The organism is Bradyrhizobium glycinis (assembly GCF_016031655.1).
Classification (GTDB): Bacteria; Pseudomonadota; Alphaproteobacteria; order Rhizobiales; family Xanthobacteraceae; genus Bradyrhizobium; species Bradyrhizobium glycinis.
In genome coordinates this window covers 1-26,418 of record NZ_JACCHQ010000010.1, presented here as the reverse complement: position 1 = coordinate 26,418, position 26,418 = coordinate 1, and the positions used below count along the sequence as shown (strand labels likewise).

At 64.7% G+C, this 26,418-nt stretch carries 25 protein-coding genes; 6 read left to right on the top strand and 19 right to left on the bottom strand.

Features of this window, described 5'->3' with window-relative positions:
• Positions 1-9 precede the first annotated feature (9 nt).
• Positions 10-270, top strand: coding sequence for an SWEET family sugar transporter (locus HZZ16_RS16505; protein WP_197949555.1), 261 nt, complete (start codon positions 10-12; stop codon positions 268-270).
• Positions 271-516: 246 nt separating this feature from the next.
• Here the strand turns inward: HZZ16_RS16505 and HZZ16_RS16500 are convergent, their stop codons facing one another.
• Positions 517-1,311: a DODA-type extradiol aromatic ring-opening family dioxygenase gene (locus HZZ16_RS16500; RefSeq protein ID WP_197949553.1), complete on the bottom strand. Its 795-nt coding sequence runs from the start codon at positions 1,309-1,311 to the stop codon at positions 517-519.
• A gap of 153 nt (positions 1,312-1,464) precedes the next feature.
• Between HZZ16_RS16500 and HZZ16_RS16495 the strand changes: the two genes are divergently transcribed.
• On the top strand, positions 1,465-1,644 hold the full coding sequence (locus HZZ16_RS16495) for a hypothetical protein (protein ID WP_124159907.1): 180 nt from the start codon (positions 1,465-1,467) through the stop codon (positions 1,642-1,644).
• 6 nt (positions 1,645-1,650) lie between these two features.
• On the opposite strand, the gene HZZ16_RS16490 is transcribed toward HZZ16_RS16495, so the two are convergent.
• Together HZZ16_RS16490 and HZZ16_RS16485 are read right to left on the bottom strand one after the other, a co-directional pair.
• Positions 1,651-3,135, bottom strand: coding sequence for a carboxylesterase/lipase family protein (locus HZZ16_RS16490; RefSeq protein ID WP_197949551.1), 1,485 nt, complete (start codon positions 3,133-3,135; stop codon positions 1,651-1,653).
• 77 nt (positions 3,136-3,212) lie between these two features.
• A complete protein-coding gene (locus HZZ16_RS16485; protein WP_246510170.1) occupies positions 3,213-3,389 on the bottom strand; it encodes a hypothetical protein in 177 nt (58 codons plus the stop codon).
• A 265-nt stretch (positions 3,390-3,654) separates the two neighbouring features.
• Between HZZ16_RS16485 and HZZ16_RS16480 the strand changes: the two genes are divergently transcribed.
• The gene (locus HZZ16_RS16480; protein WP_197949549.1) at positions 3,655-6,339 is read left to right on the top strand and encodes a flavin-containing monooxygenase; all 2,685 of its coding nucleotides are present in this window, start codon (positions 3,655-3,657) and stop codon (positions 6,337-6,339) included.
• Between the two features lie 84 nt (positions 6,340-6,423).
• Here HZZ16_RS16480 and HZZ16_RS16475 read toward each other — a convergent pair whose 3' ends face one another.
• On the bottom strand, positions 6,424-7,812 hold the full coding sequence (locus HZZ16_RS16475; RefSeq protein WP_197949547.1) for an MFS transporter: 1,389 nt from the start codon (positions 7,810-7,812) through the stop codon (positions 6,424-6,426).
• A gap of 60 nt (positions 7,813-7,872) precedes the next feature.
• Here HZZ16_RS16475 and HZZ16_RS16470 point away from each other — a divergent pair, with 60 nt between their 5' ends.
• The 3 genes from HZZ16_RS16470 (at position 7,873) to HZZ16_RS16460 (ending at position 9,643) form a co-directional block, all read left to right on the top strand.
• Positions 7,873-8,838: a LysR substrate-binding domain-containing protein gene (locus tag HZZ16_RS16470; protein ID WP_246510168.1), complete on the top strand. Its 966-nt coding sequence runs from the start codon at positions 7,873-7,875 to the stop codon at positions 8,836-8,838.
• A gap of 142 nt (positions 8,839-8,980) precedes the next feature.
• Complete coding sequence (locus HZZ16_RS16465) at positions 8,981-9,253, top strand: hypothetical protein (RefSeq protein ID WP_197949545.1); 273 nt, start codon at positions 8,981-8,983, stop codon at positions 9,251-9,253.
• A gap of 84 nt (positions 9,254-9,337) precedes the next feature.
• Positions 9,338-9,643, top strand: coding sequence for a hypothetical protein (locus HZZ16_RS16460; protein ID WP_197949542.1), 306 nt, complete (start codon positions 9,338-9,340; stop codon positions 9,641-9,643).
• Positions 9,644-9,712: 69 nt separating this feature from the next.
• Here HZZ16_RS16460 and HZZ16_RS16455 read toward each other — a convergent pair whose 3' ends face one another.
• The 15 genes from HZZ16_RS16455 to HZZ16_RS16385 all read right to left on the bottom strand — a co-directional run bounded on the left by HZZ16_RS16455 (position 9,713) and on the right by HZZ16_RS16385 (position 26,198).
• Positions 9,713-9,868, bottom strand: coding sequence for a hypothetical protein (locus tag HZZ16_RS16455; RefSeq protein ID WP_197949540.1), 156 nt, complete (start codon positions 9,866-9,868; stop codon positions 9,713-9,715).
• 103 nt (positions 9,869-9,971) lie between these two features.
• Positions 9,972-10,490: a septal ring lytic transglycosylase RlpA family protein gene (locus HZZ16_RS16450; protein WP_197949538.1), complete on the bottom strand. Its 519-nt coding sequence runs from the start codon at positions 10,488-10,490 to the stop codon at positions 9,972-9,974.
• 286 nt (positions 10,491-10,776) lie between these two features.
• Entirely contained in the window at positions 10,777-12,429 is a 1,653-nt protein-coding gene (locus HZZ16_RS16445; RefSeq protein WP_197949535.1) for an NAD-dependent malic enzyme, read from the bottom strand.
• Between the two features lie 356 nt (positions 12,430-12,785).
• Complete coding sequence (locus HZZ16_RS16440; RefSeq protein WP_197949532.1) at positions 12,786-15,116, bottom strand: mechanosensitive ion channel domain-containing protein; 2,331 nt, start codon at positions 15,114-15,116, stop codon at positions 12,786-12,788.
• A gap of 834 nt (positions 15,117-15,950) precedes the next feature.
• On the bottom strand, positions 15,951-16,988 hold the full coding sequence (locus tag HZZ16_RS16435; RefSeq protein WP_197949529.1) for a patatin-like phospholipase family protein: 1,038 nt from the start codon (positions 16,986-16,988) through the stop codon (positions 15,951-15,953).
• Complete coding sequence (locus tag HZZ16_RS16430; protein WP_197949527.1) at positions 16,985-17,914, bottom strand: polyphosphate kinase 2 family protein; 930 nt, start codon at positions 17,912-17,914, stop codon at positions 16,985-16,987. Before HZZ16_RS16430 ends, HZZ16_RS16435 begins: the two co-directional genes overlap by 4 nt.
• Entirely contained in the window at positions 17,874-18,893 is a 1,020-nt protein-coding gene (locus tag HZZ16_RS16425; protein ID WP_197949525.1) for a branched-chain amino acid ABC transporter permease, read from the bottom strand. The genes HZZ16_RS16430 and HZZ16_RS16425 overlap by 41 nt, the downstream gene beginning before the upstream one ends.
• Positions 18,890-19,771, bottom strand: coding sequence for a branched-chain amino acid ABC transporter permease (locus tag HZZ16_RS16420; protein WP_197949523.1), 882 nt, complete (start codon positions 19,769-19,771; stop codon positions 18,890-18,892). Before HZZ16_RS16420 ends, HZZ16_RS16425 begins: the two co-directional genes overlap by 4 nt.
• Before the next feature lie 5 nt (positions 19,772-19,776).
• On the bottom strand, positions 19,777-20,481 hold the full coding sequence (locus tag HZZ16_RS16415; RefSeq protein WP_197949521.1) for an ABC transporter ATP-binding protein: 705 nt from the start codon (positions 20,479-20,481) through the stop codon (positions 19,777-19,779).
• 3 nt (positions 20,482-20,484) lie between these two features.
• On the bottom strand, positions 20,485-21,252 hold the full coding sequence (locus tag HZZ16_RS16410) for an ABC transporter ATP-binding protein (protein WP_197949519.1): 768 nt from the start codon (positions 21,250-21,252) through the stop codon (positions 20,485-20,487).
• Positions 21,253-21,264: 12 nt separating this feature from the next.
• The gene (locus HZZ16_RS16405) at positions 21,265-22,587 is read right to left on the bottom strand and encodes an ABC transporter substrate-binding protein (protein ID WP_197949517.1); all 1,323 of its coding nucleotides are present in this window, start codon (positions 22,585-22,587) and stop codon (positions 21,265-21,267) included.
• A gap of 92 nt (positions 22,588-22,679) precedes the next feature.
• Positions 22,680-23,384: an NUDIX hydrolase gene (locus tag HZZ16_RS16400; protein WP_197949515.1), complete on the bottom strand. Its 705-nt coding sequence runs from the start codon at positions 23,382-23,384 to the stop codon at positions 22,680-22,682.
• A gap of 30 nt (positions 23,385-23,414) precedes the next feature.
• Complete coding sequence (locus tag HZZ16_RS16395) at positions 23,415-24,440, bottom strand: ABC transporter substrate-binding protein (protein WP_197949513.1); 1,026 nt, start codon at positions 24,438-24,440, stop codon at positions 23,415-23,417.
• A 151-nt stretch (positions 24,441-24,591) separates the two neighbouring features.
• On the bottom strand, positions 24,592-25,380 hold the full coding sequence (locus HZZ16_RS16390) for an ABC transporter permease (RefSeq protein WP_197949511.1): 789 nt from the start codon (positions 25,378-25,380) through the stop codon (positions 24,592-24,594).
• Positions 25,380-26,198: an ABC transporter ATP-binding protein gene (locus tag HZZ16_RS16385; RefSeq protein WP_197949509.1), complete on the bottom strand. Its 819-nt coding sequence runs from the start codon at positions 26,196-26,198 to the stop codon at positions 25,380-25,382. The genes HZZ16_RS16390 and HZZ16_RS16385 overlap by 1 nt, the downstream gene beginning before the upstream one ends.
• Positions 26,199-26,418: the final 220 nt, after the last annotated feature.

The following is a 26,418-nucleotide window of genomic DNA, read 5'->3' as shown; positions in this document are numbered from 1 at the left end:
AGAGCCGGCATGGAACCCCTCATGATCAAGCTGATCGGCTTTGCCGCCGCCACCTGCACCACCGTCGCCTACGCGCCGCAAGCTATCAAGGTATGGAAGACCCGCTCCACCGGCGACATCTCGCTCGGCATGTTCCTGGTGATGGTGCTGGGCCTGGCGCTGTGGCTCATCTACGGCCTGCTCTCGGGCGATGGCCCCCTGATCGCCTCGAACGCCGTCACAATGCTGCTCGCCGGCGGCATTTTGTTCATGAAGCTGAAATACGGGTGAGGCTGCGACGCTCCCCTCTTCCTTCTCCCCCTGTGGGAGAAGGTGGCATAGGCGGCCTCCGGGCCGCCGTTCTCGAGGACGCCGAAGCGTAGCTTCGGCTATGGCGCCGGATGAGGGGTTCGCTCAACAAATTCACTGCGCGAGATTCCCGAGCAGAGAGAGACCCCTCACCCGTCTCGCCGCTTCGCGGCGATCCACCCTCTCCCACAAGGGGAGAGGGTGAAAGCACAGAGCCGCTCTACGAATTCATCCAAACACATACGAGGCCATCGCCACATGCGCGACCTCGTCGACGAAGACACGCCGTCCGACGTCGCTGCCCGCGGCACCGGCCGCCACCATCAGCGGCAGCAGATGGTCCTCGCGCGGATGCGCAAGGCGTGCGCTCGGCGCATTCTCCCAATCGACCAGCATGGCATTGCGGCGCGCCGCATCGGGGTTGCTGATCGCCTCGTTCAGATAGGCCTCGAAATCATACGAGACGGGCTTGGACTCCGGACGATTGAAGCCGCGCATGTTGTGATAGGTCAGGCCACTGCCGACGATCAGGATGCCTTCATCGCGCAAGGATGCGATCGCCTGCCCCACCTTGACGTGCTCGGCCGCGTCATAGCTGGACTTCAGCGACAGCAGCACGATCGGCATATCGGCATTCGGATACATCAGCCCGAGCGGAACGAACGTGCCGTGATCGAAACCCTGATCGGGATCTTCGCGGCAATCGAGGCCGGCATGCGTGAGCAGCGCCTTCACTTGCGCGGCAAGCTCGGGCTTGCCTGGCGCCGGATATTTGATGTGGTAGGTATGCTCGGGGAAACCGTAATAGTCGTAGACCATCGGCGGATGCGGCGAGGTCGACACCGTGAAGGCGTCGGCTTCCCAATGTCCGGTGATGACAAGCACGGCCTTCGGCCTCTCCGGCAGAAGCTGCGGCAAGTTCGCGAACGCCTCGGCGGTCTTGGCATATTGCACCCGCCTGTCCTCCATGAAGGGCCAGGGGCCGCCGCCATGCGACAGGAACAAGGTCGGAAATCGCGTCATCGGCTCGTCTCGTTGACAACAGGCGCGTGCGAGCGGTCCGCACGATCGGCGGTGAGCATAGGCAAAGCAGCATGGTTAGCAAGTCGTTAACGATTTGCCGCCCAGAATCCCGCCGGGCCGAAGCAGTCGGCCTGAAGACAAGTGGGACGTGCGATGAGGAAGTTTGCGCTGGGGGACGTCGTCAACAGTGATAAGGGCCGCCGTGGTGTCGTCCGCGCCGCCTTCAAGTCGCGGGATGGCCAGCAGTTCTATGCCGTCGAGAAGGACGGCGCGATGGATTACCTGGAGGAAGACCGGCTCAGCCTGGCGCCGCGCGTCGAGCTCGCGGCTTAATCCAACTCATCTCCTGCCCTCATTTGTCAGCCGGTCGAGACGATCCGCTAACGGATCCTCGCCGCTCGCGATGCCGTCGTTCGTGATCAGCAGCAGGCGATCGCCGCCCGCCGCGTCCCAGCGTGGCAGGTCGGGACCATTGAGGTCGGGACCATTGGGATCACCGCTTCTGGCGAAGTTGATCCAGTAGGCGCGCATGCGGCTCGCGACCTCGCGGTCGCGTCGCGACAGGATGCCCGCACCGGGTACGCCTTCCGCACCGAAGATGAACTGCAGCTCGCGGCCGTGGCCGACGTCCGGATTAGCGCGGCGCGCTTCCGGCACATAGGCGAAGCGGTAGCGAAAGGTCGGCCCGCCGCTTGCCGCATGCAGCCGTGCCAGCAGCCGCACCGGCTCGGAGAAGACCTTGTCGGTGTAGAGTCTTGCCGCGAGATCCGAAGGTCTGGCGAGATCGGGATAGAGCTTGCGCAATTCGTCGCTGCTAGTACCCGGCGGCACGAGCTCCTCCTTCATCGCGGACTCGTGCTCAAAGCCGGTCTCGTCCTCGTTCGAGCCGATGATCAGGGGAATGCGGATTTGGCGTCCGGCCGCAAAACCCGCGGCGAGGTCCTCGGTCGCGAGACGTCCATCCATCATCGGTGCAAAGCTGCGCGGCGATTGCTCCAGCAATTGTTTTTCGGCAGCGAGCAGGCGCCGCGGCTCGACTGCGCGCAGATCCGTCTTCGGCGAAAGCGCAGCCACGAACTGCCGGCCGATGGCCTCAGCCTCTTCTGCCGAGCGCAGGCGCGCGCGGCCGGGCACCGATTGCAGAATGGCCTTGTGGAAGAGATCGCGCGCTGGCGCGGACAGCATCAGCAGCGCGATCGATGTCGCGCCTGCATCGCTGCCGAACAGCGTGACGTTGCCGGGATCGCCGCCGAAGGCTGCGATGTTGTCGTGCACCCAATGCAGCGCGGCGAGCTGGTCCATCAGGCCGAAATTGCCGGAGCCGGCGTCCGACAGCGCGGGATGCGAGAGCCAGCCGAGCGCGCCGAGGCGATAATTCACGGTGACCACGATGAGCCCCGCCTGCGCCAGCTTGGCGCCATCGAACAGCGGATCGTTGGCGGTGCCCGAGACGAAACCGCCGCCATGGATGAACACCATCACCGGCAATGGGCCGTCGACCCCGAAAGGACGAAACACGTTCAGCGTCAGGCAATCCTCGCTCGCCGCCGGCAGCGCCGGCTGAGGGCACGGCGCGCCGTAATCGTAGGCGGTGCGCATCTCCGAGCTTTCGGTCGTGGGCTGCGGCGGTTGCCAGCGCAGCGCGCCGAGCGGCGGCGCCGCGTAAGCCAGCCCCTTGAACGAGGCCACCTCGCCTTTCACGGCGCCGAGCATCTGCCCTTCGCGGGTCAGCGCGAATGGAAACTGCCCGACCGGCTGGGCGGCGGCCGGGCCGACGCCACACAGGACTGCAATAGCCGCAACGAATGCAAGCAAGGCCCGCATCTTCGCAACGATCTCGATGAAGGATTCCGGCAGGTTATGTCCAGAGCCGTCGCAGAGGCAAGCCTCGCGCCTCGAGCCTACCCGCCTTTGCCAATCAGCTCCGCGAGCGCGCGGCGCGCGACGATGCCAAGCTCGCCCAGGGTGGAGTGACCGGACTGCGCCGCCTCGATCAGGCGCTCGGCGATGAACCTGCGGCTGTCGTGATCACCACCATGCGGCAGTTGCCGGCACGTCTCCTCGAGAACGACGTCCATGTTCGCTCTGGTTCGCTCACTCAACTCTATCATGACGGCCGGACTGGTACGCGTGGCTTGTAGGCGCAAGCATACACAGAAGGATGAGGTCTGATTACCCCGGGCTATCACGGCCATTGTGCGTCGCGGTGCGTGTGGTGCGGCAACATTTCGCGCGGTCACGAAGCCGCCGCAAACGACAACCCTAGGGTAGCACTTGCCATAATGACAAGCTGAGCCTGCGGCGATAGCCTACCGGCCAAACAGAACATACGGGAGGAACACCATGCCTGACGCGATGGTTGCCACACGTGCCTCCGAGGAGCGCGGAACCGCTCAGCAGGTCGATGTCGCCGTGGTCGGCGTCGGATTTTCCGGCCTCTACCTGCTCCATCGCCTGCGCAAGGCGGGATTCTCGGCGGTCGGGCTCGACGAGGCCGGCGATGTCGGCGGCACCTGGTATTGGAACCGCTATCCGGGCGCGCGCTGCGACATCCAGACCATTGACTACAGCTATACGTTCGATCCGGAGCTCGAGACCGCCTGGACCTGGTCGGAGAAATACGCGACCCAGCCCGAGATCCTGCGCTATCTCGGCTTCGTCGCCGACCGCTACGATCTGCGCCGCGACATCCGTTTCAAGACCAAGGTCACCGAAGCCAGATGGGACGAAGCGTCCGAGCGCTGGCTCATCTCCACTGACAATGGGCCGCCCGTCTCCTGCCGCCATTACATCATGGCGACCGGTTGCCTCTCCGCGCCAAAGCCGCCGGAGATCGACGGCGTCAAGGACTTCAAGGGCGAGGTCTATTTCACCGGGCGCTGGCCGCATGACGGCGTCAATCTCACAGGGAAGCGCGTCGCCGTGATCGGCACGGGCTCCTCGGCGATCCAGTCGATCCCGCTGATCGCCGAGCAGGCCGCGCATCTGACGGTGTTCCAGCGCACACCGAATTTCGCGTTGCCGGCGCATAACGGCCCGGCGCCCGCGGACCGCATGAGCCTGCTGCAAAGTGACCGCGCGGCCTATCGCGAGCAGGCGCGGCAGTCGATGGCCGGCGTGCCCTACCCGCAGCAGACGGTCGTGAGCTGGCAATTGAGCGATGCCGAGCGTCGCGAGCGGTTCGAACGCGCCTGGGCCGCCGGCGACCTCGTTCACATCCTGACGCAGCTCTGGGCCGACCAGGCCGTCGACCTCGACGGCAACAAGATCGTTCAGGACCTGATCCGCGAGAAGATCCGCGCCGCCGTCAAGGACCCCGAGACCGCCGCGGCACTGATGCCGGACGACCATCCTTTCGGCGCGAAACGCCCCTGCCTCGACACCAATTATTACGCAACCTACAACCGGCCGAACGTCACGCTGGTCAATCTGCGCAAGGAGCCGATCAAGGCGATCACCGCGAGCGGCATCTCCACGAGCAGCCGCAGCTTCGACCTCGACGTCATCGTCTTCGCAACGGGCTTCGATGCCATGACCGGTGCGATCCGTGCCGTGCATCCGATCACCGGGCGCGGCGGCAAGTCGCTGTCGGATGTCTGGGCGCAGGGGCCGCAGACCTATCTCGGCCTCACGGTCGAGGGCTTCCCGAATTTCTTCATGATCACGGGACCCGGCAGCCCGTCGGTGCTGTCGAACATGGCGGTGTCGATCGAGCAGCATGTCGACTGGGTGGTCGATCGCCTTGCCGCGCTGCGCGATGCCGGCTTCACCACGATCGAGCCGACCGAGACGGCGCAGGCCGGCTGGAACAGGCACATGGCGGACTGCTCGATGCTGACGCTGCACCGGCTCGCCAACACCTGGTACACGGGCGCCAACGTGCCCGGCAAGGTGCAGGGCCTGATGCCCTATACTGGCGGCGTCGGCCCTTATCGCAGCATCTGCGACGAGGTGGTCAGCCGCGGCATGCTCGGCTTCAAGCTCACCGGTCCCAACGGCGCCGTGCAATGCAATGACGGCGAGGTGGTGCGCCTGCAGCCCGACGTGCGGCTGGTGCTGAACCTGCTCGCCTCGCTCAACCTGCCGCCGATCGAATCGATGGGCGCGCTCGGCGCCCGTGCTTTCGTCAACGAGTTCAACAAGGGCAGGCCTGCGGGGCGGCCAATCGGCGAGATCGTCGACGGCACCCTGCCCGTTGCCGACGGCGCGCTGCCTTACCGCGTCTACAAGCCGGCAACGCCGGGACCGCATCCGGTCGTGGTCTATTTCCACGGCGGCGGCTGGGTGCTCGGCGACGAGCAATCGGACGAGCCGTTCTGCCGCGACATGGTGCGGCGGACCGGCATGATGTTCGTCAGCGTCGGCTATCGCCACGCACCGGAGCATCGCTTCCCCACCGCGGCCGAGGACGGCTATGCGGCCACGCGTTGGATCGCCGAGCACGCCGCCGAGCTCGGTGGCAGGCCGGGCCCGGTGCTGGTCGCCGGCTGGAGCGCCGGCGGCAACATTGCGGCCGTCACCTGCCAGCTCGCGCGCGACCGCGGCGGGCCCGCCATCGCCGGCCAGCTTCTGGTCTGCCCGGTCACCGACTGCAGCTTCGATCGGCCCTCTTACGAGGAAAACGGGACCGCCTACTTCCTGACGCGTTCGCTGATGTACTGGTTCTGGGACCTCTACTGCTCGCCGGCGGACCGCACCGACCCCCGGGTCTCGCCGCTGCGCGGCAAGGTCGCCGGCCTGCCGCCGGCCCTCGTGGTCACCTGCGAGTTCGATCCGCTGCGCGACGAGGGGATCGCCTACGCCGAGGCGATGGCGGCCGCCGGCGTCCCGGTCGAGCAGCTCAAGGCGCGCGGCCACTTCCACTCGTCCTTTGCGATGGTGGACGTAGTGATCACAGGCGTTTCGGGCCGGGTGCAGATGGCGGAGGCCTTGCGGCGCTTTGCCGGCCTGCCGCCGGAGGTCCGCCGCGGCGACAGCAACCAGGAGCATGACAGCCCCTGGCACAGGATCGCGGCCGCCGCGAGCTGAATGGCGACAGCGGCCGGGAACCGTTTCTCGGCCGCCGTCGCGATGTGTGTGGCCACGACAGCCGGCTATATCCGCCAGATACAGCTAAGGCTGCTGGTCTGGCAGCAACGTCGATGCGGCGATGAGGCCGCCTGCTGATCCAAGAGCCGCAACAAGCCAGGACCACGCGTAACCGGCAGCCGTTCCTTCGTCCGATAGAATCGCACCGAGCGCTGCGATGCCGAGTGCAAATCCGGCCTGTCTCATGACCACGGTGACCGCCGAGGCCATGCCCGTTTGGGCCGGAGGCACCAGCGCAACGACGGCGCTCGACAGTTGCGGATGCGCGAGGACCGCGCCGATCCCGGTCAACAGCATTCCGGTTGTCGCCGCAGCGAGAACGACTTGCGCATTCGCGAGCCAGCCGCTCGCCGCCAGTACCAGAATGAGATCGCCTGCCAGCAGCGCCAGCATCGCCGTCGCGAACAGCCGGCGCCAGCCCCAGCGTGCTGCCAGGCGAGCACCATAGGGCGGCAGCAGAAGCATCGGCAACGTCGCGAAGAGCATTGCGAAGCCAACGGACGGGCCTGCCCAGCCAAATGCTGCGCTCAGGAACGGAGGCAGATAAACGAGAACCGCCCAGTACCCGACAGAAACAGCAATCAACAGCGAGGAAATGCCGACCATGACCGGCCGCATGAACACAGCGGGGTCGAAGATCGGAATGGGCCGCCGCCGCTGCTGCATCACGAAAATGGCGAGCAGACACGCGCTCAGCCCAAGGCCCGCTGCAATCCGGGCCGGCACTTCACCTCCCCTCAACAGGCTCTCGATCGCAATACCAAGCGCAAACGTGAGAAGCACGACGCCGCTCCAGTCCAGCGGGCGGCCGGCGGGATCACGCGACTCTGCGACCAGCCGCGGAACGGCCAGAAGGGTGAGCAGACAAAGCGGGATATTGGCCAGGAAGATCCAGCGCCATCCGAACCAGGCCGCGACAAGTCCCCCGAGCGCTGGTCCGAGCGCCATGGCGATGCCCGAGAGCACGCCCATGAACGCGAAGGCACGGGCGCGCTCGTCAGGCCGAGCATAGGCGCTCGCAAGCAGCGCAATGCCTCCCGTGATAACGAACGCCGCGCCAAGGCCTTGAATTGCACGCGCGGCCCACAGCATTGGACCGCCCGCCGCGAAGCCGCAAATGATCGATCCGACCATGAACACGACGTTGCCGCCAAGCAAAGCGCGTCGGCGTCCATACTTGTCGGCCAGCGCGCCCGCAGCGAGCAGCCCACCGGTAAATGCCAGACTATAGGCATCCATCACCCAGGCATAGGCGGCGCCGCCGAAACCGAGTTCGGCGGCCATGGCCGGCATCGCGACAACAACCGCGGTCACGTCGAACTGCGTCAGAAAGGCCGCCATGCCGAGCACCAGCGCTGGCAGCAGGTCGTGCCAACGGCTTGAGGGCTGCATATCGGGTTCAGGCCTGATCATCGTTGTCCCATCATGAAAGCGTCTGGTCCCGATATGCATGCCGGGGCGAGGCCTGCGCCAATGCAATGCATTCACATCGGCATGAAAATGATTCATGATGATGCAATGCGTTCATTTCCTCCCTTCGACGGGCTGATTGCGTTCGAGGCAGCCTTGAGACATGCGAGCGTCACGCGTGCCTCCGCGGAGCTCGGGCTCACGCAGAGCGCGGTCAGTCATCGGCTCCGCAAGCTCGAGGACTTCGTCGGGACGCCCCTCCTCATCCGGCAGCCGAGCGGCTTATGTGCCACGCCCGCCGGTATTGCCCTCTCGAACGAGTTGGCCGGTTTGCTCGACAGGATGGCGGATTTTCGCGCGCTTTGTCGCGCCGCCGCTCCGCCGCCGGCATTGAAAGTCGGCGTCGGTGCAGCGCTTGCCGACTATTGGCTCGTGCGCCGCTTGCCCGATTTTGCGCAGACGCATCCCGGCATACCGGTTGAACTGGCCGTACGTGAAGCCGACGCACATGCGAGCTCGACCGATCTCGACGTCGCGGTGCTGTGGCAACCAGCAGCCGGCTTGAGGCCAACGTCCACGCAGCGTTTGCTGGTTCGCGAGCATGTTTACCCGGTCTGCCACCCACGCCTGCTGCCTGGCCAGCAGCCACTGACCGACGTGACGCGCCTCAAATCCTTGCCGCTCCTGCACAAGGGCCGGTCCGGCGATGACCGCGGGGTCGAATGGTCATGGACCTCCTGGTTCGAGCGATTGGGCCTCGGCCGACCGCCACCCGCCGAGATACGTTTTGCAACGATAGCCACCGCCATAGCCGCGGCCCTGGCCGGCAACGGGATCGTGCTCGCGCGTTCGCTGCTGGTCCAGGACGCCCTCAAGGACGGCAGACTGGTACGGGTGCTTCCGCCATCGTGGGACTTGCCGTCGAGCAAGGCTCAAATCGTGCGCTGGCCCGCGGCAATGGCCAAAGATCCCCGCGTGAAGGCGTTTGTCCGCTGGATATTGCAAATTCCGAAGAGTCCCAGTGCTTGAGCCCCACGCTGTCGCGGATGAGCCCGGGAACCTTTTCCCGGCTGCCGCGTTGGGGCTCGTGGCGTTGAGATGCAGCGACAGGTGTATGGGCCCCGGTACGCGAACGCGTGTGCTGGGGTCGTCTTTTGCGTGAGGCAGGGCGATGGGGGACGTAGGCGGGGATTCAAAGGTCGATTTCGCCGCGCTTGCGGTGCTGCATAAATGGCCATCGCTTGCCAATCAGCGCCAGCCTGACCGGGAGCCTTACCAGGTGGTCGAAGGCACGCTCGACGATTGCATCTCGGCTTTCATGCAGAAGCCGGCGACCACCCGGCATCTCTACGAGATCAGGACCGTGGCGCAGCCGCCGCTCGTCACCGAAATCCTCTCCCCCGAGCACGTCGTCGAGCTGTCGCGCTTGAGAGAATTTCTCTGACGGCGTTCACAAGCGCGCGAGCAGGAACCTTCTTCCGAGTTTTCCCGTTGTCAGAGATCGGAAGTCAAGTGGTGAGCGCCTCACATGTTTGAAGCTGGCGTAACATCTCCCGTCGTGCCTTATGGCGCAGACCAGACCCTGTTCGTCGTGGTCGATCGCCGCGACGAGGCGACCGAAATCCGCATCGAGCGAAGCGATCTCGAAGCCACCATCGGCGAACTCGTCGCCGGTTGCTTCAGCGATCCGATTCAGGTGATTTCGTTCAACACCCTCGAGCACTGGATGAAAGACATCTCGACCGACGTCGCCGGCGAGATCAAGGCGCGCTGCGATATCGATGGGATAGAGCTCCCCGATTACCTCAGCGACTTCGTCGAGAGCCACAGCTGAGCGGGCGTCGCATCCATTGCGCAGACAGGAAACCGAGAGCGGCCGCGCTTGCCGCATGGTTCGCGAGAGCTAGTTGCGGCGGTCCTTGCCGGCGATGACCTCGATCTCGCGGCGGCGTTCGCCGGCGAAGGTCAGCAGCTTTTCGATCGTCAGCGTATCCGTGATCCGTTTGGCGAGCCGCTCGGCGCGCGCAGCCTGATCTTCGAGATGCTGGATCGTGTTCAAGCGCCGCCTCCCCCAAAGTCCCGAATTGCGTGGGCAGCCATGGTGCTTGAGAAGCCTCTAACAGCCGGTTAAGCGCGCCGCATCGGTCGCGACGCGAGGCGCCCTATCGCACGACCTCGAGCCTGACATTGGTGATGCCCTTGTCGACCATGCCGAGCGCCTCGGCGGCGGACGGCGAGATGTCAACCACGCGTCCGCGCACGAAGGGCCCGCGGTCGTTGACCCTGACCGTCACGAAACGGCCGGAGGAGGTCTCGGTGACGCGCAGCTTGGTGCCGAACGGCAGGGTGGGATGCGCCGCGGTCAATTCGTTCCTGTCGAACTTCTCGCCGCTCGCGGTCTCCGTATCCGAATAGAAGCTGGCGACGCCGTGCGAAGCTGTGTGCCTTGCTCCACCATCGGAGGTGCGCGCCCGACTGATCGGGCGTGGATGCAGCGCCGCCACCCTGTGCGGGCGCTCCACCGCGGCTTGCCGGGTTGTTCCAGCGAGATCGGCTTTCTGACGGCCGACCGGCGATTGCGAGCAGGCAGCGAGCGATGCGGCTCCCAGGACCGCGAGCAATAACCGGCTCGAGCTCGCCAGCGACATCCGGGCAGTTTCGGCACTTGCAATGCGAGACATGATGCGCCCTCCGAACAACCCCAAGTTTCGGTGGGCAATGAGGGCAGAACCTTGTCGGAACAAAAGCGGCTCTGGGGCCGCGGCCGTTTCGCGCCAGCTGTGGCGATTCCACCACAGTTAACTGTCCAGAATTGGGACAGATCGACCCGCTTTAGGCGCGATGAAAATGAGGCTTGATCGCGCAACGACGGAGGTGCGCTCCTCTCCCGCTTGAGCGGGAGAGGAGAACCAGCCAGCGCCTGAACGGATGTTCGTTCCGGCACCAATCAACGATCAGCCTGATCCGTCAGTACTTCGGCTCGTACATCTGCAACTGGACCAAGGCCTTCACGTCATTGGGCGCGGGTCCAGCCGCGAGCCCGCGTTGGTAGGCCACGTCAGCCACCGCCGCCGCGATGCGGACGGAGACCTCGCGAATGCGCGGCAGTGCCGGATAGAGGCTGCCCTGTGCGAGATCTTCCCTGCCGACGCAATCGGCGAGCGCATGGGCCGCTGCCATGAACATCTCGTCGGTCACGAGGCGCGAGCGGCTGGCGATGACGCCGAGGCCGACCCCCGGGAAGATGTAGGAATTGTTGCCCTGGCGCGGCACGAAGCTGCGGCCGTTGAGCTTGACCGGATCGTACGGGCTGCCGCAGGCGAACAGCGCGCGCCCCTCCGTGTAGCGATAGGCATCCTCCGCCGAGCACTCGGCTTTGGAGGTCGGATTGGAGAGCGCGAACACGATCGGCTGTTCGTTGAGTTCGGCCATCGCCTTGAGCACATCGGGTGTGAAGGCACCCCCGACCGCGGCGACGCCGATGATCGCCGTCGGCTTCAGCGTCTTGATCGCGGTGAGGAAGTCGGCGATCGGCGCCTGGTCGGTGTGCGCATAGCGCAGCTTGTGGCCCGAGAGGCCTTCGCGGCCGCTGACAACGAGACCGCGGGAATCCACCAGCCAGTTGCGGCGAAGCGCGTCCGCCTCGGAAGCGCCCTCCGCCATCATGGCGGAGACCACGAGATCGGCGATGCCGGTCGCCGCCTCGCCCGCGCCGAGGAACAGGATCCTCTGATCCTTCAGCTTGCCGCCGGAGACGCGCAGAGCCGAGAACAGGCCGGCGAGCGCCACCGCCGCGGTGCCCTGGATGTCGTCGTTGAAGACGCAGGCCTCGTCGCGATATTTGTGCAGCAGCTTGAACGCCGAATGATTGGCGAAGTCCTCGAACTGGATCAGCACGTCCGGAAACGTCTTGCGTGCGGCTTGCATGAACTCGTCGACGAAGCTGTCATAGGCCTCGCCCGTCAGCCGCCGCTCGCGCAGGCCGAGATAATAGGGATCGTTCAACAACTCTTCATTGTTGGTGCCGACGTCGAGCACGATCGGCAGGCACAGTTCGGGATGCACGCCGGCGCAGGCCGAATAGAGCGAGAGCTTTCCGACTGGAATGCCCATGCCGTTGGCGCCGAGATCGCCGAGGCCAAGAATGCGCTCGCCGTCGGTGACGACGATCAGCCTGGCCTGGTAGGGCCAGTTCTTCAGGATCTCCGCGATCTGGCCGCGATCGCGCGAGGAGATGAACATGCCGCGCGGCCGCTGGAAGATCAGGCCGTATTTCTGGCAGGCAAGCCCGACCGTAGGCGTGTAGATGATCGGCTGGATTTCGTCGATATTGTCGACGACGAGGCGGAAGAACAGCGCCTCGTTGCGGTCATGCAGCGCGTTCAGGGCAACATATTTCTCCAGGTCCGTCGGCAGCGTGCGCAGATTGGTGAGCACGCGCTGGGCCTGCGTCTCCATCGTCAGCACGCAGGGCGGCAACAGGCCGCGCAAGCCGAGTGCGGCCCGCTCCGCTTCCGTGAAAGCCGTACCCTTGTTGAGCAGGGGGTCGCGCAGCAGCGTCATGCCATGCGCGGTCTCGGATGATGTCGAATGGGCGCTGACCCGAGCAGGTCTATTCACGATTCCCCCAAGGAGTTTCTTATTGAACCGCGGCCATTGTCAGCCACCGCTCCATTCAGATCAAGAACGGAGAGACCGAAGCACCAATTGTGATCTCGCACCGCAGCGAGACTTGCGCAAGTGCTGAGGAGGCGCGTCGGCGCCGTCTCGATCCATGGAGGCCCCTATTCTCGCCCGCGGCCATCCTTCGAGACGCCCACCGTTGGCGGGCCCTCAGGATGAGGACGGAGTGCGAGACATCAGGATCAACGGGCACCGACGCCGATTAGCCTCGTCCTGAGGAGGCGCGTAGCGCCGTCTCGAAGGACGAGGCGCGCGCTCAGGCCGCCGCCAAGAACTGATATGCGATCGGCTGCTTATCCAGCCGCCCGCCGGGGTGTCAGATTGGCAGCGCTGTCCGCCGGCGGCGCGATCTGCATCAGGATGGTCTGGACGGACGATGCGACCTCGATGCCGCTCTGCTGGAAGCGCAGCTTCATGCGGCGGTTGAATTCGCGCTGGACCGGCCAGCGGCCGGCCTCGGTGCAGCGGATCTGCCCGACGATCGACACCATCGCGCCGTCGACCTTGTCGACGCCCCACAGCTCGAGGTCGCCGCGGATCAGCGCGCGGAATTCCGGCTCGCGGCGCATCTCGTCGACGATGTCCTTGAGGATTTGGCCGGCGCGGTCGGTGTCTTCCTTATAGGCGACGTTGACGCTGACCGAGGCATTGCCCGCGCCGCGGCTGGCATTGGTGATGGTCGTGACCGCGCTGAACGGCACGATGTGCACGGCGCCATCACCCGCGCGCAGGCGGATGGTGCGGATCGAGACGTTCTCGACCACGCCCGACAGCCCCGACACGCTGACGGTGTCGCCGACCTGCACCGTGTTCTCCAGCAGCAGGAACAGGCCGGTGATGAGATCCTGCACCAGCTTCTGCGAGCCGAAGCCGATCGCAATGCCGACGATGCCGGCGCCCGCCAGCAGCGGCGCGACATTGACGCCGATCTCGCTCAAGGCCGTGAGGCCGACGATTGTCGCGATCAGGCAGAGCAGCGCGGTGCGCAGCATCGGCTGGAAGGTGCGCAACCGCGCGGCGCGGGCATAGTGCCCGTCCCGCGACAGCGTATTGATCTGGCGGTCAAGGAGCGCATTGCTGGCTTCCCAGATGGCGGCGGCGATGAATACGGCGAGGCCAATGGTCACCACGGCCGAGATCAGCCGGCTGCCGATCTGACCGCCATAGAACCAGACGATCGCGTCCACGCCCCAGACCTCGAGCACCGCCACGAAGCCGATGAAGGCGATCACGCCGGATACGATCCTGCGCAGCAGCGGCAGATAGCGGTTGGCACGGATCTCGAGGCCGGGAAAGCGCTGGAGGATCTCCGGCCTGATGCGGAAGCCGCGGTCGATCAGGCTCAGCGTCAGCATGATGACGACACGCGTGATCAGCGCCACCACGATCGTGCCGACGAAATATTGCAGCAGCAGCGAATAGCCGTTGCGGATGTTGAGCGCCCACACCGCCCATAGCGCGAGGTCGAGCGCGATGGCAAGATAGTGCCAGCCGCCGGCGATGCGGTTGCGCAAACGGGCCGCAATCCCCTGCCGCTCGGCCGGGGCGCGGATGGCATCGGCGACCTGGCGGCGGCATTGCAGGATGATGACGGCGATGAAGAGGTGCACGACCAGCATCACCATGCGCAGCAGCGCGGCGTAGCCGGCGCGGTGCAGGCCGAGCAGCAGCGCCACATTGGCAAAGGCGATGCCGGAGACGCCGACGCCGACGATGCGGCGCGCCCAGATCTCGATATAGGCGGCGGTCTCCGCGCGCACCGGAAACAAGCCGAACGGCCCCGCCAGCGCCCGGACCAAGCAGATGAGCCCACGCGAGAACGCATAGGCATTGACGACGGCGAGGATCACGAGGCGGACGGTTGTCGGTTCTCCGATCTCCGTCCCGAGCAGCGCGGTGGCGATGCCGACGAAGACGAGCACGGGAAGCAGCTCGAGCACGAAACGCCCGAGCACGAAGGGCAGGCGCAGCATGATCTGCCAGACCCGCGCAAGGCTGTGGCGTCGCTGTTGCATTTCAGGTGCCGGCGTCACGTCGGCGACTGACGATGGCGGATCGGCAAGCGGCAGCGCCGGTGCCGGCAGGCGCGCGGTTTGCGGCACGCGTCCCTCCAGGAACGCGACCGGCCGGCGGATCAGGCGGAAGATCACCCATTCGGCCGACAGGGCGCAGCCGAGCACCAGCGCCAGCTTCCAGGCGATCTCGATCAGAAGATTGTAAGCTGCGGGATCGTTCGCGGTGCGCACGATCCAGTAGTAGAACGCCGGAAAGTGCGTGAGCGTCCGCGCCATGCCGGCGATCTCACGCGAGATCTCGCCGATCTCCTCCGAGACCGTGAGCATGAGCTGCGCGCCGAGGCCGTCGGCCGAAAGCGGGATTGGCGAATTCGGCTGCGGCGCCGGCTGTTGCGGACCCGACGCGTTGGCGATCGCACGGAGCGTATCGATCATATGTGCGCGCTTCTTGTCGTCCTGAAGGGTTTCCAGCGCGCGCTTCGCCTCGTCAGGCGATAATGCAGTAACATTGTTTGCCGTGGGCGCAGGGGGCTCGGCACGGGCGCCGGAAAGAGATGGAATCGTGAGGAAGAGAGCGGCGAGGACGACCGCGGCCAGCTTGTGCGACACGAGGATTCCCTGGAAGACTGAAATGCGCCGACGGTCTCGGCAACGTCACTGCCGAAGCACATGCGTCATGTCGGATAGCCGCTATTCGCCCCCAGCCTGTGTCGGAAGTTGGCCTTCGAGGCGACATTCTCTTGGCATTTGCCGCATTGCAGGATCAGGAGCCGCCGCCCAGCGAAGCGCCTTCAGCGCCTGTGCACACCAAAGCCCGCTTCGTCACTGCGGATCGATGAAGATGAGGAAATGGAAAACAAGGATGTCAAAGATCCCCGTTGCGGCGCCCTCGCCGCCACACGATCGATGGGATCAAATTACAGCGCCGGGAAGGTAGGGGCCTTGCCTCACTGATGCGGCCCGCTAAACCTTGACCCGGCGTGCCGTTCGCGGTTTTTGCCGCTATGCGATAGTCCGAACGAGCTCCATCGCAATTAACGCGGCTGGATTTGCGGAGGTGGCGTCATAGACCTCCCCTTGCTCATGAGGTGGACGTTGCGCGTCGCTTGTTTGCGACCACGGGCATGGTCCTCCTGCGATACAAAACTGTCAAGCGGGATCAAAGGCGCAAAGGATCACAATTGAACGTGCAAGTTCCCTAGATGGCCGCGCCCGATCGTGAATTCCTGCACCTGCCAATCAGGAGCACTCTCGCGCTGGGCAAGGACATCGAGCGCGACAGCCGGTATGGTGACATCATGCCCCTGTTTTGCCCGACAAGGCAATCGGACTTCGTGAAATCCGCATCACGGATGATGAGCGGACAAGCCATTGATTCTGCTATGCCCGGCTACTGTGCATGGGGTTGTTTTCGCACTTTTTGTCGATGGCCGGCTCGCCCGCCTAGAGAAACATCTCCGCCAGGTCGACCGTCGAGGCCTTTCCGATCTGGTCGAAGTTTCGCGCCAGCCAGCTTCGCGCCGCCGCGCGGCCCTCGTCGCGCAGGCGGCACAACAGGCTCCATTCGGGGTGGAACTGCGTGGCCGTGCCGAGCTGCGACATCAACGCGTCGTTGCCGATCCAATGCATGTACATGCGGCTGTGCTTGTTGCTGTCGAGCTCGCCGTCGTCGATCAGCCGGGTGGCGAAAGCGATCGCGCGCATCTCGCGCATCAGGGACGAATTGAAGCTGATCTCGTTGATGCGGTGCAGGACATCGGCGGCACTCGCCGGCAGCTCGTTGCGCCGGATCGCCGTCACCTGCACGATGACGACGTCGTGACTGCCCTTGCGGTAGATCAAGGGATAGATCGCGGGATTGCCGAGATAGCCGCCGTCCCAGTAATGCTCGCCATCGATCTCGACGGCCTGGAAATAGGGCGGCAGGCAGGCTGACGCGAGCACGGTGTCCGCCGTGAGCAGCGGGCTCTGGAACACCTTGATCTTGCCGGTGCGGACGTTGGTGGCATTGAGAAATAGCTGCGGCGCATCGGGCGAGGAATTGAGCCGGTCGAAGTCGACCACGCGCTGCAACAGCGCGCGGAGCGGATTGAACTGAAACGGATTGAGCAGGTTCGGCGGCAGCGTGTGCGTCAGCGTGTGGATGAATGCGTGGACCGGATGATATTCCGGCGGCAGCTTCAGCGCCTGGATCCACTGGTTGAGCGGCGACATCAGATCGTACGCCATGTCCATGCGCGACACTTCGTACCAGAATGCGTGCAGGCTCTCCCGCGCGGCCTCCGCGCCTCCATGCGCCATGCCGGAGGCCATCGCAACCGCATTCATCGCGCCGGCACTGGTCGCACTGATCGCCTCGATCGCGAGTCTGCCGTCCTCGAGCACCTGGTCGAGCACGCCCCAGACGAAGGCGCCGTGCGCTCCGCCGCCCTGGAGCGCGAAGTTGACGTTCTTGCAGTTCGTGGTCCCGCCGGCTGTCACTTTGCTTGCTTCCTGCCTCCCGTCACTTCTTTCTCCAGCGCCTTGCGCACCTGCTTGAATTCCTCCAGCGAGGCCTTGTCGGCACGGGGAAAGCGCAGGTCGAGCTTTTCCAGCTCGGCATTGATCACCGAGCCGATCACGACGCGGGCGAACCATTTGTGGTCGGCGGGCACGACGTACCAGGGCGCGTGCGCGGTTGCCGTGTGCCGGACGATTTCCTGGTAGACCGCTTGGTAGCGCGGCCACAGCGCACGCTCCCTGATGTCGTCCATGGAGAACTTCCACTGTTTGGCCGGATCGTCCAGCCGCGCGAGGAAGCGCTCGCGCTGCTCTTCCTTGGACACGTTGAGGAAGAACTTCAGCACCACGGTGCCGTTGCGGCAGAGATAGCGCTCGAAGGCGGAGATGTCCTCGAACCGCTCCTTCCAGATGTTCTTGGTGACGAGTCTTGGCGGCAGCTTCTCCTTGGCGAGAATCTCCGGGTGTACGCGCGTCACCAGGCATTCCTCGTAATGCGAGCGGTTGAAGATGCCGATATGGCCGCGCTCGGGCAGCGCGACCGCATGACGCCAGAGGAAGTCGTGGTCGAGCTCCTTGCTGCTCGGCGCCTTGAAGGCCGTGACCTCGCAGCCCTGCGGATTGATGCCCTCGAAGATCGCCTTGATCGCGGAGTCCTTGCCGGCGGCGTCCATAGCTTGGAACACGATCAGGAGCGACCAGCGGTCCTGCGCGTAGAGCTTCTCCTGAAACGCGATCAGCCGCTTCTTGTTGGTGTCGAGGATCGCCTGCGCCTTCTCCTTGTCGAGATCGTCCTTCTCGTCGGTCTTGTGGTCCTTGAGGTGAAACTTGCCCGAGCCATCGTAGCGGAACGGCGTGATGTAACGGTCAAGTTCCGGGGCGAGCGACTTGGACGGCTTTTTGCTCATGAGCGCGGGGCACCTTGCGTTGCAACTTCAATCGGTCGAGCAAGCTACCAAGGATGCCCTTGGGAAGGAATATGATGAAAAGCACGAGCAGCACGCCGTAGACGAGATTGTCCCAGCCGACCGCCTTGGTGCCGAAACCGATGCGCAAGCTCTCCGCCAGCAGGATGGTGATGATGGCGCCGACGGTCGGACCGAGCGAAACGAACAGCCCGCCGACGATCGCGGCGAACACCATCTGCAGCGAGACCGCGATGCCGCTGACCGTGTCGGGCGTGATGAACATCTGGTACTGGCAGTAAATCGCGCCCGCCAAAGCCGTCATCAACGCGCTGAGCAGCGTGATCTTCAGTTTCTCGGCGGTGACGTCGACGCCGGCCGCGGCCGCAGCGTCCTCGTCCTCCGAGATCGCCTCCAGCGCATAGCGGGCCATGCTGCGGTCGACCCAGTGCCAGACCACGATGCCGAACAGCCAGACCGCCAGCGCGATCAGGTACCAGGTGGTCTTGTCGTCGAATTGCAGCGCCAGCAGCTTGTTGCCGGATGCGCGGTTCGGCGTGTAGCCGAGCGAGCCGCCGGTATAGTCGCGCGTCGCGGTAATGACCTGGAGCACGATGCCTGACAGCGCCAGCGTCACCAGCACGAAATAATGCCCGGTGATGCGAAAGCGGAAGCAGGGATAGCCGACGATCATCGCCAGCGCACCGGCCGCCGCCATGCTGATGGGAATGCCGATCCAGGGCGACAGTCCTGCGTGATTCCACAACAGCGCGGTGACGTAAGCGCCGATCCCCATGAAACCGCCATGGCCGAGCGAGACGAGGCCGAACCGCCCCATCATCGACCAGGACGTATAGGCGAACGACCAGATCAGGATCAGCACCAGGATGTGCAGATGATAGGGATCGCGATAGACGAAGGGCAGCGCGACCAGCGCCGCCAGCCCCACCCCCCATGCAGCAAGCCGCCCCTGCCCCATCATCGGCGCCTCGTAAGCAGGCCCGCGGGCCGGATGAACATCATGACGATGAAGAACGCGAAGGCGAGCACATAGCCCCATTCGAGGTCGGAGAACAGGCCACCGAGCGAGATGATCTCGGCGAACACGAAGGAGGCGATGAAACCGCCGATGAAATTGCCGAGGCCGCCGAGCACGCAAATCAGGAACGTGATCGGCCCGAAGGACAGGCCGACGAAGGGATGCACGTCATATTGCAGCACGAGGAGGCAGGCAGCGAGGCCGGCGAGCGCGCCGCCGAGCGCGGAGGTAATGAGATAGATCCGCTTGGTGTCGACCCCCATCAGCGCCATGATCTGCCGGTCCTGAGAGATGGCGCGGATCGCAGTGCCGGTGAAGGTGCGCGTCATGAACAGATAGACCGCGACCATGCCGACCAGCGCGGCGACGAACGAGAGCAGTCGTGCGTAGCTGAAATTCATGTCGCCGAGGGCGAGCACCGGCAGGCGGATGCCGAGATTGCGGAAGTCGATGCCGAAGGCGACGGTGGCAAAGCTTTGCAGCACGAACAGCACCCCGCCGGTCGCGAGCAGCTGGTTGATTGGAGGTGCGGTCAGCAGCGGGGCGATGACGAGGTAGTGCAGCGCCGCGCCGAGCACGGCGACGAGCAGGATGGTGAGCGGGGCCGCAACGAAATAGCTGAAGCCGTAATACTGCACCATGAAATACATGCCATACATGCCGATCATGACGAGCTCGGCGTAGCAGATCCAGGTCACGTCGATGACGCCGAAGATCAGGTTGAGCCCGAGCGCAAGCAGCGCCAGCACGCCGCCGAGCAGGATGCCGTTGATGACGGCCTCCAGCAGGTAGATGTCGAATACATCCAGGAACGCCTGCATACCCATCACACCCCGAGATAAGCTTCCTTGACCGTGTCGCTCGCCAGCATCTCGGCCGAGGTGCCTGAGCTGCGGATCGTGCCCGCCTCGATCAGATAGGCGCGGTCGACCACCTTGAGCACCTGCTGCACGTTCTGCTCGACGATCAGCACGGTCAGCCCGCTGGCGCGGATCCGCTTCACCAGCTCGAACACCTGCTGCACCACGACCGGCGCGAGCCCCGCCGAGGGTTCGTCGAGCAGCAACAGTTTCGGATTGGACATCATCGCACGGCCGATGGCGCACATCTGCTGCTCGCCGCCGGACATGGTTCCGGCCATCTGGTGACGGCGCTCCTTCAGGCGCGGAAACAGGTCGAACACCACCTCCAGCCGCTCGGCGTAGTGGTCCCGCGCCTCCTTCATGAAGGCGCCCATCTTGAGATTGTCGTCGACCGTGAGTTGCGGAAACAGCCGCCGGTTCTCCGGCACATGCGCAATGCCGAGGCTGACGATCTTGTGCGCCGGGGTCGCGACGAGGTCGACGCCCTCCATCTTGATCAATCCGCGCGAGGGGCGGATCAGGCCGGAGATGACGCGCATCAAGGTGGTCTTGCCGGCGCCGTTGGGGCCGATCACGCCGACGGCTTCGCCGGCCTTCACGTCGAGATTGACGTCGAACAGCGCCTGGAAAGTGCCATAGCCGGCATTGACGCCGCGAAGCTCCAGCATCGCCTAACCTCCTGCGCGGCGGCGCGCTTCAGCGGCCGCGGCTTGCGTGGTCTCGGCATCGGTGCCGAGATAGACCTCGATGACGCGCGGATCGCCCGCGACCGCGCTCGGCAGGCCTTCCGAGATCTTCTCGCCGTGATCGAGCACCATGACGCGGTCGACGACGCGCATCAGGACGCCCATGATGTGCTCGACCCAGATGATGGTGATGCCGAGCTCGTCGCGGATGTTGCGCAGCATGTCCGCGGCCTGATCCATCTCGGCCTCGTCGAGGCCGCCGAGGCTCTCGTCGGCGAGCAACAGCTTTGGCGCGGTGGCGAGTGCCTTCGCCAGCTCGAGCTTCTTCAGCCCTGCTGCGCCCAGCCCATCGACGCTGGCATGGCGGTCGGTCGGCAGGCCGACCATCGCCAGCGACCGCTCGGCCGCCTCCTCCGCCTTGGTGCGGCTGTGGCGGCCCTGGCCGTAGAAGCCGGCAAGCGCGACGTTCTCGAAAATGCTGAGGCGGCGGAACGGCCGCGGGATCTGGAAGGTCCGGCCGATGCCGCTGTTGATGATCCGGTGCGGCGCAAGACCCGCGATCTCGTGCCCGGCGAACAGGATCGATCCGGAGGTCGGCGCCAGCGTGCCGGAGAGCATGTTGAAGATCGTGCTCTTGCCCGAGCCGTTGGGGCCGATCAGGCCGAGGATCTCGCCCTGATCGACCCGGAACGACACGTTGTTCACGGCGGTGAAGCCGCCAAACCGCTTCACCAATCCGCTAACTTCCAACACCGCAGAACCCCGCTACTGGTTGCTGTAGGTGGTGCCCTTGGGCAGCGGCAGCACGGCCTCGCGCTGCGCCTGGCTGTTGGGCCACACCACATAGGACTTGTCGTCGACGTATTGGATCACGACGGGGAACGAGCGCTCGTTCTGGCCGGCCATTGGCGAGCCCTCGCCGTGGAATTTGACGCCGAAGCCGAGCATGGTGCCGCCTTCGGGTATGTCGGTGTCCAGTGCTGCCTTGCGCAGGGAGTCGGGATCTACGCCGCCATATTTCTTGATCGCTCGCGGCAGCACGTCAGTCAGGAACAAATAGGTGTTGGACGCAGCCATGCCGACATGGGCCGAACGAATGGCGAGGCCCGGCTTGCGCTTGTCGAACTCCTCGCCGATCGCCTTGATGATCGGCGGCAGCTTCGGATCCATGTTCTTCTGGTTGGCGAGCCAGATCGAGATCGGATCGGTGTTGAAGACGTAGTTTACGTCGGCGCCCAGGCCTTCCTTCAGCTTCTCATAGACGCCGTAGCCGGCGCCATGTCCTACCAGTGCGCCGAACTTCAGGCCCTGTTCGCGGGCCTGCCGGAGCAACAGGGTGATGTCGGGATTATAGCCGGTATGGAACACCACATCCGGCTTGGCCCGCTTCAGCTTGGTGACCAGCGCAGACAAATCCGGGGCCGTCGCCGAATAGCCCTCTCTGAGCACGATGTTGAAACCGGCTTTCTTGGCACCGGCCTCGTTGCCTTTGGCAACGTCGACGCCGTAGGCGCCGTCCTCGTGGATGATGGCGACCCGCAGGTCCTTCGGGTCCTTGCCCAACTTTTCCTTCGCGTTCTGCGCGATGAAGTCCATCGTCATCATGCCGAACTGATCGCCGGAGGCCTGCGGGCGAAACACGTATTTGTAGTTCTTGTTCTCCAGCACCGCCGACGAAATGCAGGTCGTGATCCACATGAACTTCTTCAGCTGCTCGACCCGCGCTGCCACCGGCACGCATTGCGCCGAGGAGAAGAAGCCGAGCAGCATGTCGACCTTTTCCTGCTCAATCAGACGGATCGCTTCATTGATGGCGACATCCGGCTTGCTCTGAGCATCGGCATAGATCGCCTCGATCTTGTAGCCTTCGACGTCTTTCGCGCTGTACTGATCCAGCATGATCCTTGCGCCGGTATATTGCAGCTCCGAACCGCCGCCGGCGAGCGGGCCGGTCAGATCGTAGATGACGCCGATCTTGAGCTTCTTCTCTTGAGCTTTCTCTTGGGCCTCAGCAGACACCGCCAAGCCCGTCGCTGACATTGCGACCAACAGCCCACGTACCAAGCGGGCAGCCATGCGCAGGCGCATCAAAACCTCCCTGACGATTGTGCATTGCATTCTTGGTGCAATTTCGTCTGCCCATCACATGGGCTGCGCGGGGCGATGTCAAGCCTCGCGCATCAGCGCGCTGCGAACTGCTGCTCGACGAAGGCCGTGACAAATCGCGGCATGGACGGCCTGAGATCGCTGGTCCCACGCACGAGATGAATGGCCGACAGCTCCGGCTCGGTCTCGCGCGCAAGGTTGGCCTCGATCCTGGCGCGAGCCACATCGCCCGGCATGTCCAGGTTGATGACCTGCAACATCGCGATCGTGGGGCCGGTGACCACGCAATGCCAACCCGGCTCGACCCGATACTCGGCTGCGGTCAGGCCGGTCTCCTCGCCGAGCTCGCGGACGACGCTGCCGGGAATGTCGAGCGCGCCGTCCCTGACGTCGTCGAGATCAGGCGTTCCCGAGGGGAAATAAATGCGGCCAGCATTGGCGGTGTGGGACGCCATCTCGCCCATGATGAAGGCGCCGTCGGAGGCGCGCAACGCGCCCATGCCAAAGCCGTTGAACACGGCCTTGTCGGGAAAGCCCCAGTCGCGCCAGGCGAGGAAGCTTGCGAAATCGGTCTCGAAATAGGTCGCGGTCAGGTGGCCGTCGCTGAACGCGGCGTCGCGCCCGAGCAGGACGCGGCCATTCCAGATCTTCGGCCGCTCGCGCTGCTTCTCGGCGAAATGCGCCGCGATCTCGGCGCGGCGCTCCTCTGCGAACGGCCAGACGATCGGCTGCACCGCAAGATCGAGCGTCGCGACGCGATGAATGACCGGTGACGTCATGACGGGTCGGTTACCACGCCTTCGCGCCGGCTATTTAGCGCTCCCGGTGGTCTTCTTGGCCTGCTCGACGAATTTGTTGGTGAAGGTCTTGCTGACGTCGATCTTGGCGTTCGCCACCTCGGGCGAGCCGACACTGAACACGTTAAGCACGGCATCGGCGCCCTTCGGATCCATCTTGCCGGTCTCGGAATACATCGGGATCGTGTTCTTCAGTGCGGCGAGATAGAGGTCCTTGTTCTTGCCGACGGTCTCCTCCGGCATCTTCGCCATGATTTCCTCCGGCGTATGCGAATGGATCCAGGCGAGCGTGGCGAGGATCGCATTGGTGAGCGCCTGCGCCTCCTTCCCGTGGCCGTTAATCCAGGCCACGGTCGAATACAGCGCGCCGCCCGGATATTCGCCGCCGAACGTCTCCAGCGTGTCCTTCTGGGTGCGGGTGTCCGACAGGATGCGCAGATCCTTGTGGCTGCCCTGCAGCACGGTCACGGACGGGTCGAGCATCACCGCCGCATCGATCTGGCCCTGCTCCATCGCGGCCACCGCAGTAGCGCCGAGGCCCACCCCGATCACGGCGGCGCTGGTGGGATCGAGGCCATTCTTCTTGAGCATGTACTTCAGGAAGAAGTCAGTGGAGGAGCCGGGCGCACTGACGCCAACCTTCTTGCCGGCGAGATCCTTGACCGACTTGATGTCGTTGGTCCGCGATGGCGCGACCACCAGAACGAGGCCGGGATAGCGGTCATAGACCACGAAGGATTGCAGCTCCTGCTTCTTGGCGGCTAGATTGACGCAATGGTCGAAATAGCCGGAGACCACGTCGGCGCTGCCGCCGAGCACGGCTTTGAGCGCGTCCGAACCGCCCTTGAGGTCGACGAGCTCGACACTGACGCCGGCCTTCTCGTATTCGCCAAGCTGCTTGGCCAGCACCGTCGGCAGATAGCACAGGCAAGAGCCGCCGCCGACCGCGATGGTGACTTTGCTTTGCGCCGCGGCAAGCGAGGTGGTGAGCGTCAGCGCGAGCAGCGCGCCCGCGAGCCTAGCAATCGTGTTCTTCATTGGTTTTCCTCCGTTCGGCCGGCGGCACCATAGAGCAGCGGGGCTGGCTTGAGAAGCACCGCCTGAGCGGGCTGGCCATCAGCCCTTCGGCGCAATAGCGTGCCCAACACACGTCCGGGATCGCATCGACGCGATCAAATAGACCTGCTTCCTACCCCCGCCCGTCCGACGCGGCCGGCCGCCACACCAGGAGGCGCCGCTCCACCAGCGTGACGCCGAAATCGATCAGGATGACGAAGGCCGACAGCACGAACATTCCGGCGAACACGCCGGCAACGTCGAACACGCCCTCCGCCTGCTGGATCAGGTAGCCGAGCCCGGCCGCAGATCCCAGATATTCGCCGACCACCGCGCCGACCACGGCAAAGCCGACGGAGGTGTGAAGCGACGAGAACATCCACGACAGCGCCGACGGCCAATAGACATGCTGCATCAACTGCCGCTCGCTCATGCCGAGCATGCGGCCGTTGTCGAGCACGGTCCGGCTGACCTCCTTGACACCCTGATAGACGTTGAAGAACACGATAAAGAACACCAAGGTGACGCCGAGCGCGACCTTGGACCAGATGCCGAGCCCGAGCCACAGCGCGAAGATCGGTGCCAGCACGACGCGCGGCAGTGCGTTGACCATCTTCACATAGGGGTCGAACACGGCGGCGACCAGCGGCTGGCGCGCGAACCAGAAGCCGACCAGGACCCCGCCTAGCGATCCGATCACGAAGGCGAGGATCGATTCCGCCAGCGTGATGCCGAGGTGCTTCCAGATCACGCCGGAGGCGAACCATTTCACGATCTGGCTGAACACGTCCAACGGGTTCGAGAAGAAGAACGGCGGCAGCAGGATCTTGCCGAACACGGGGACGGTCGACAGCACCTGCCACAGCACGATGCCGACGACCGCGACCAGGACTTGCAGCGCAAACAGCGTGGGGCGCGACATCAGACCGCCTCCGCCGCCTGGGTGGACTGCGCGTAGCCCTTCATCACCTCGTCCTTGAGCACGCTCCAGATCTCGCGATGGAGCGCATGGAATTCCTTGTCGAGGCGCACCTCGAAGATGTCGCGCGGGCGGGCCAGGCCGACGCGCCAGTCGCCGATGATGCGCGAGGACGGCCCCGCCGACATGATCACCACGCGGTCGGCGAGCGCGATGGCCTCTTCGAGATCGTGGGTGACGAACAGCACGGCCTTGCGGTCGGCATTCCACAAATCGAGCAGCAGATTGCCCATGACTTGGCGCGTCTGCGCATCGAGCGGCCCGAACGGCTCGTCCATCAAGAGGATCTTCGGATCGCGGATCAGCACCTGCGCCAGCGCCACGCGCTTGCGCTGGCCGCCGGAAAGCATGTGCGGATAGCGGTTCGCGAAGGCGCCGAGGCCGACGGAGGTCAGCCATTTCTGCGCCTGCGACAAGGCTTCCGTGCGCGGCGTACCCTTGATCTCGAGCCCGATCGCGACATTGTCCAGCGCGGTCTTCCAGGGGAACAGCGCGTCAGCCTGGAACAAATAGCCGGCATCCCGATTCAGCCCCGCCAATGGCTGGGCGAAAATCCTGACGCTGCCGGCGGCGGGCTTCAGCAGACCCGCCGCGACGTTGAGCAGCGTCGATTTTCCGCACCCTGTGGGCCCGACAATGGCGACAAACTCGCCCTGTGCCACCGCGAGATGGGCCTTCTCCACCGCCGTATAGACGCGGCCGTCCCCCAGCCGGAACGCAACCTTGGTATCTTCCAGCGCCACTGCCGTGGGCGTCGTCATGTGCTTCCTCCGAACTCAGGCCGATGCCTTAGCCGCTCGCACGGCCAAGTTCAATCGAGGCGCCGGGCGTGCTAGGCATGGGGACTTGCCGTGCTCTCACCCTCCCCTGGAGGGGGAGGGTCGGCTCACATGAGCGTAGCGAAATGTGAGACGGGGTGGGGTGACGGTCTTTCCGCAGATGCTGACCCGCGTGGATAGATCACCCCACCCCGTCTCACAT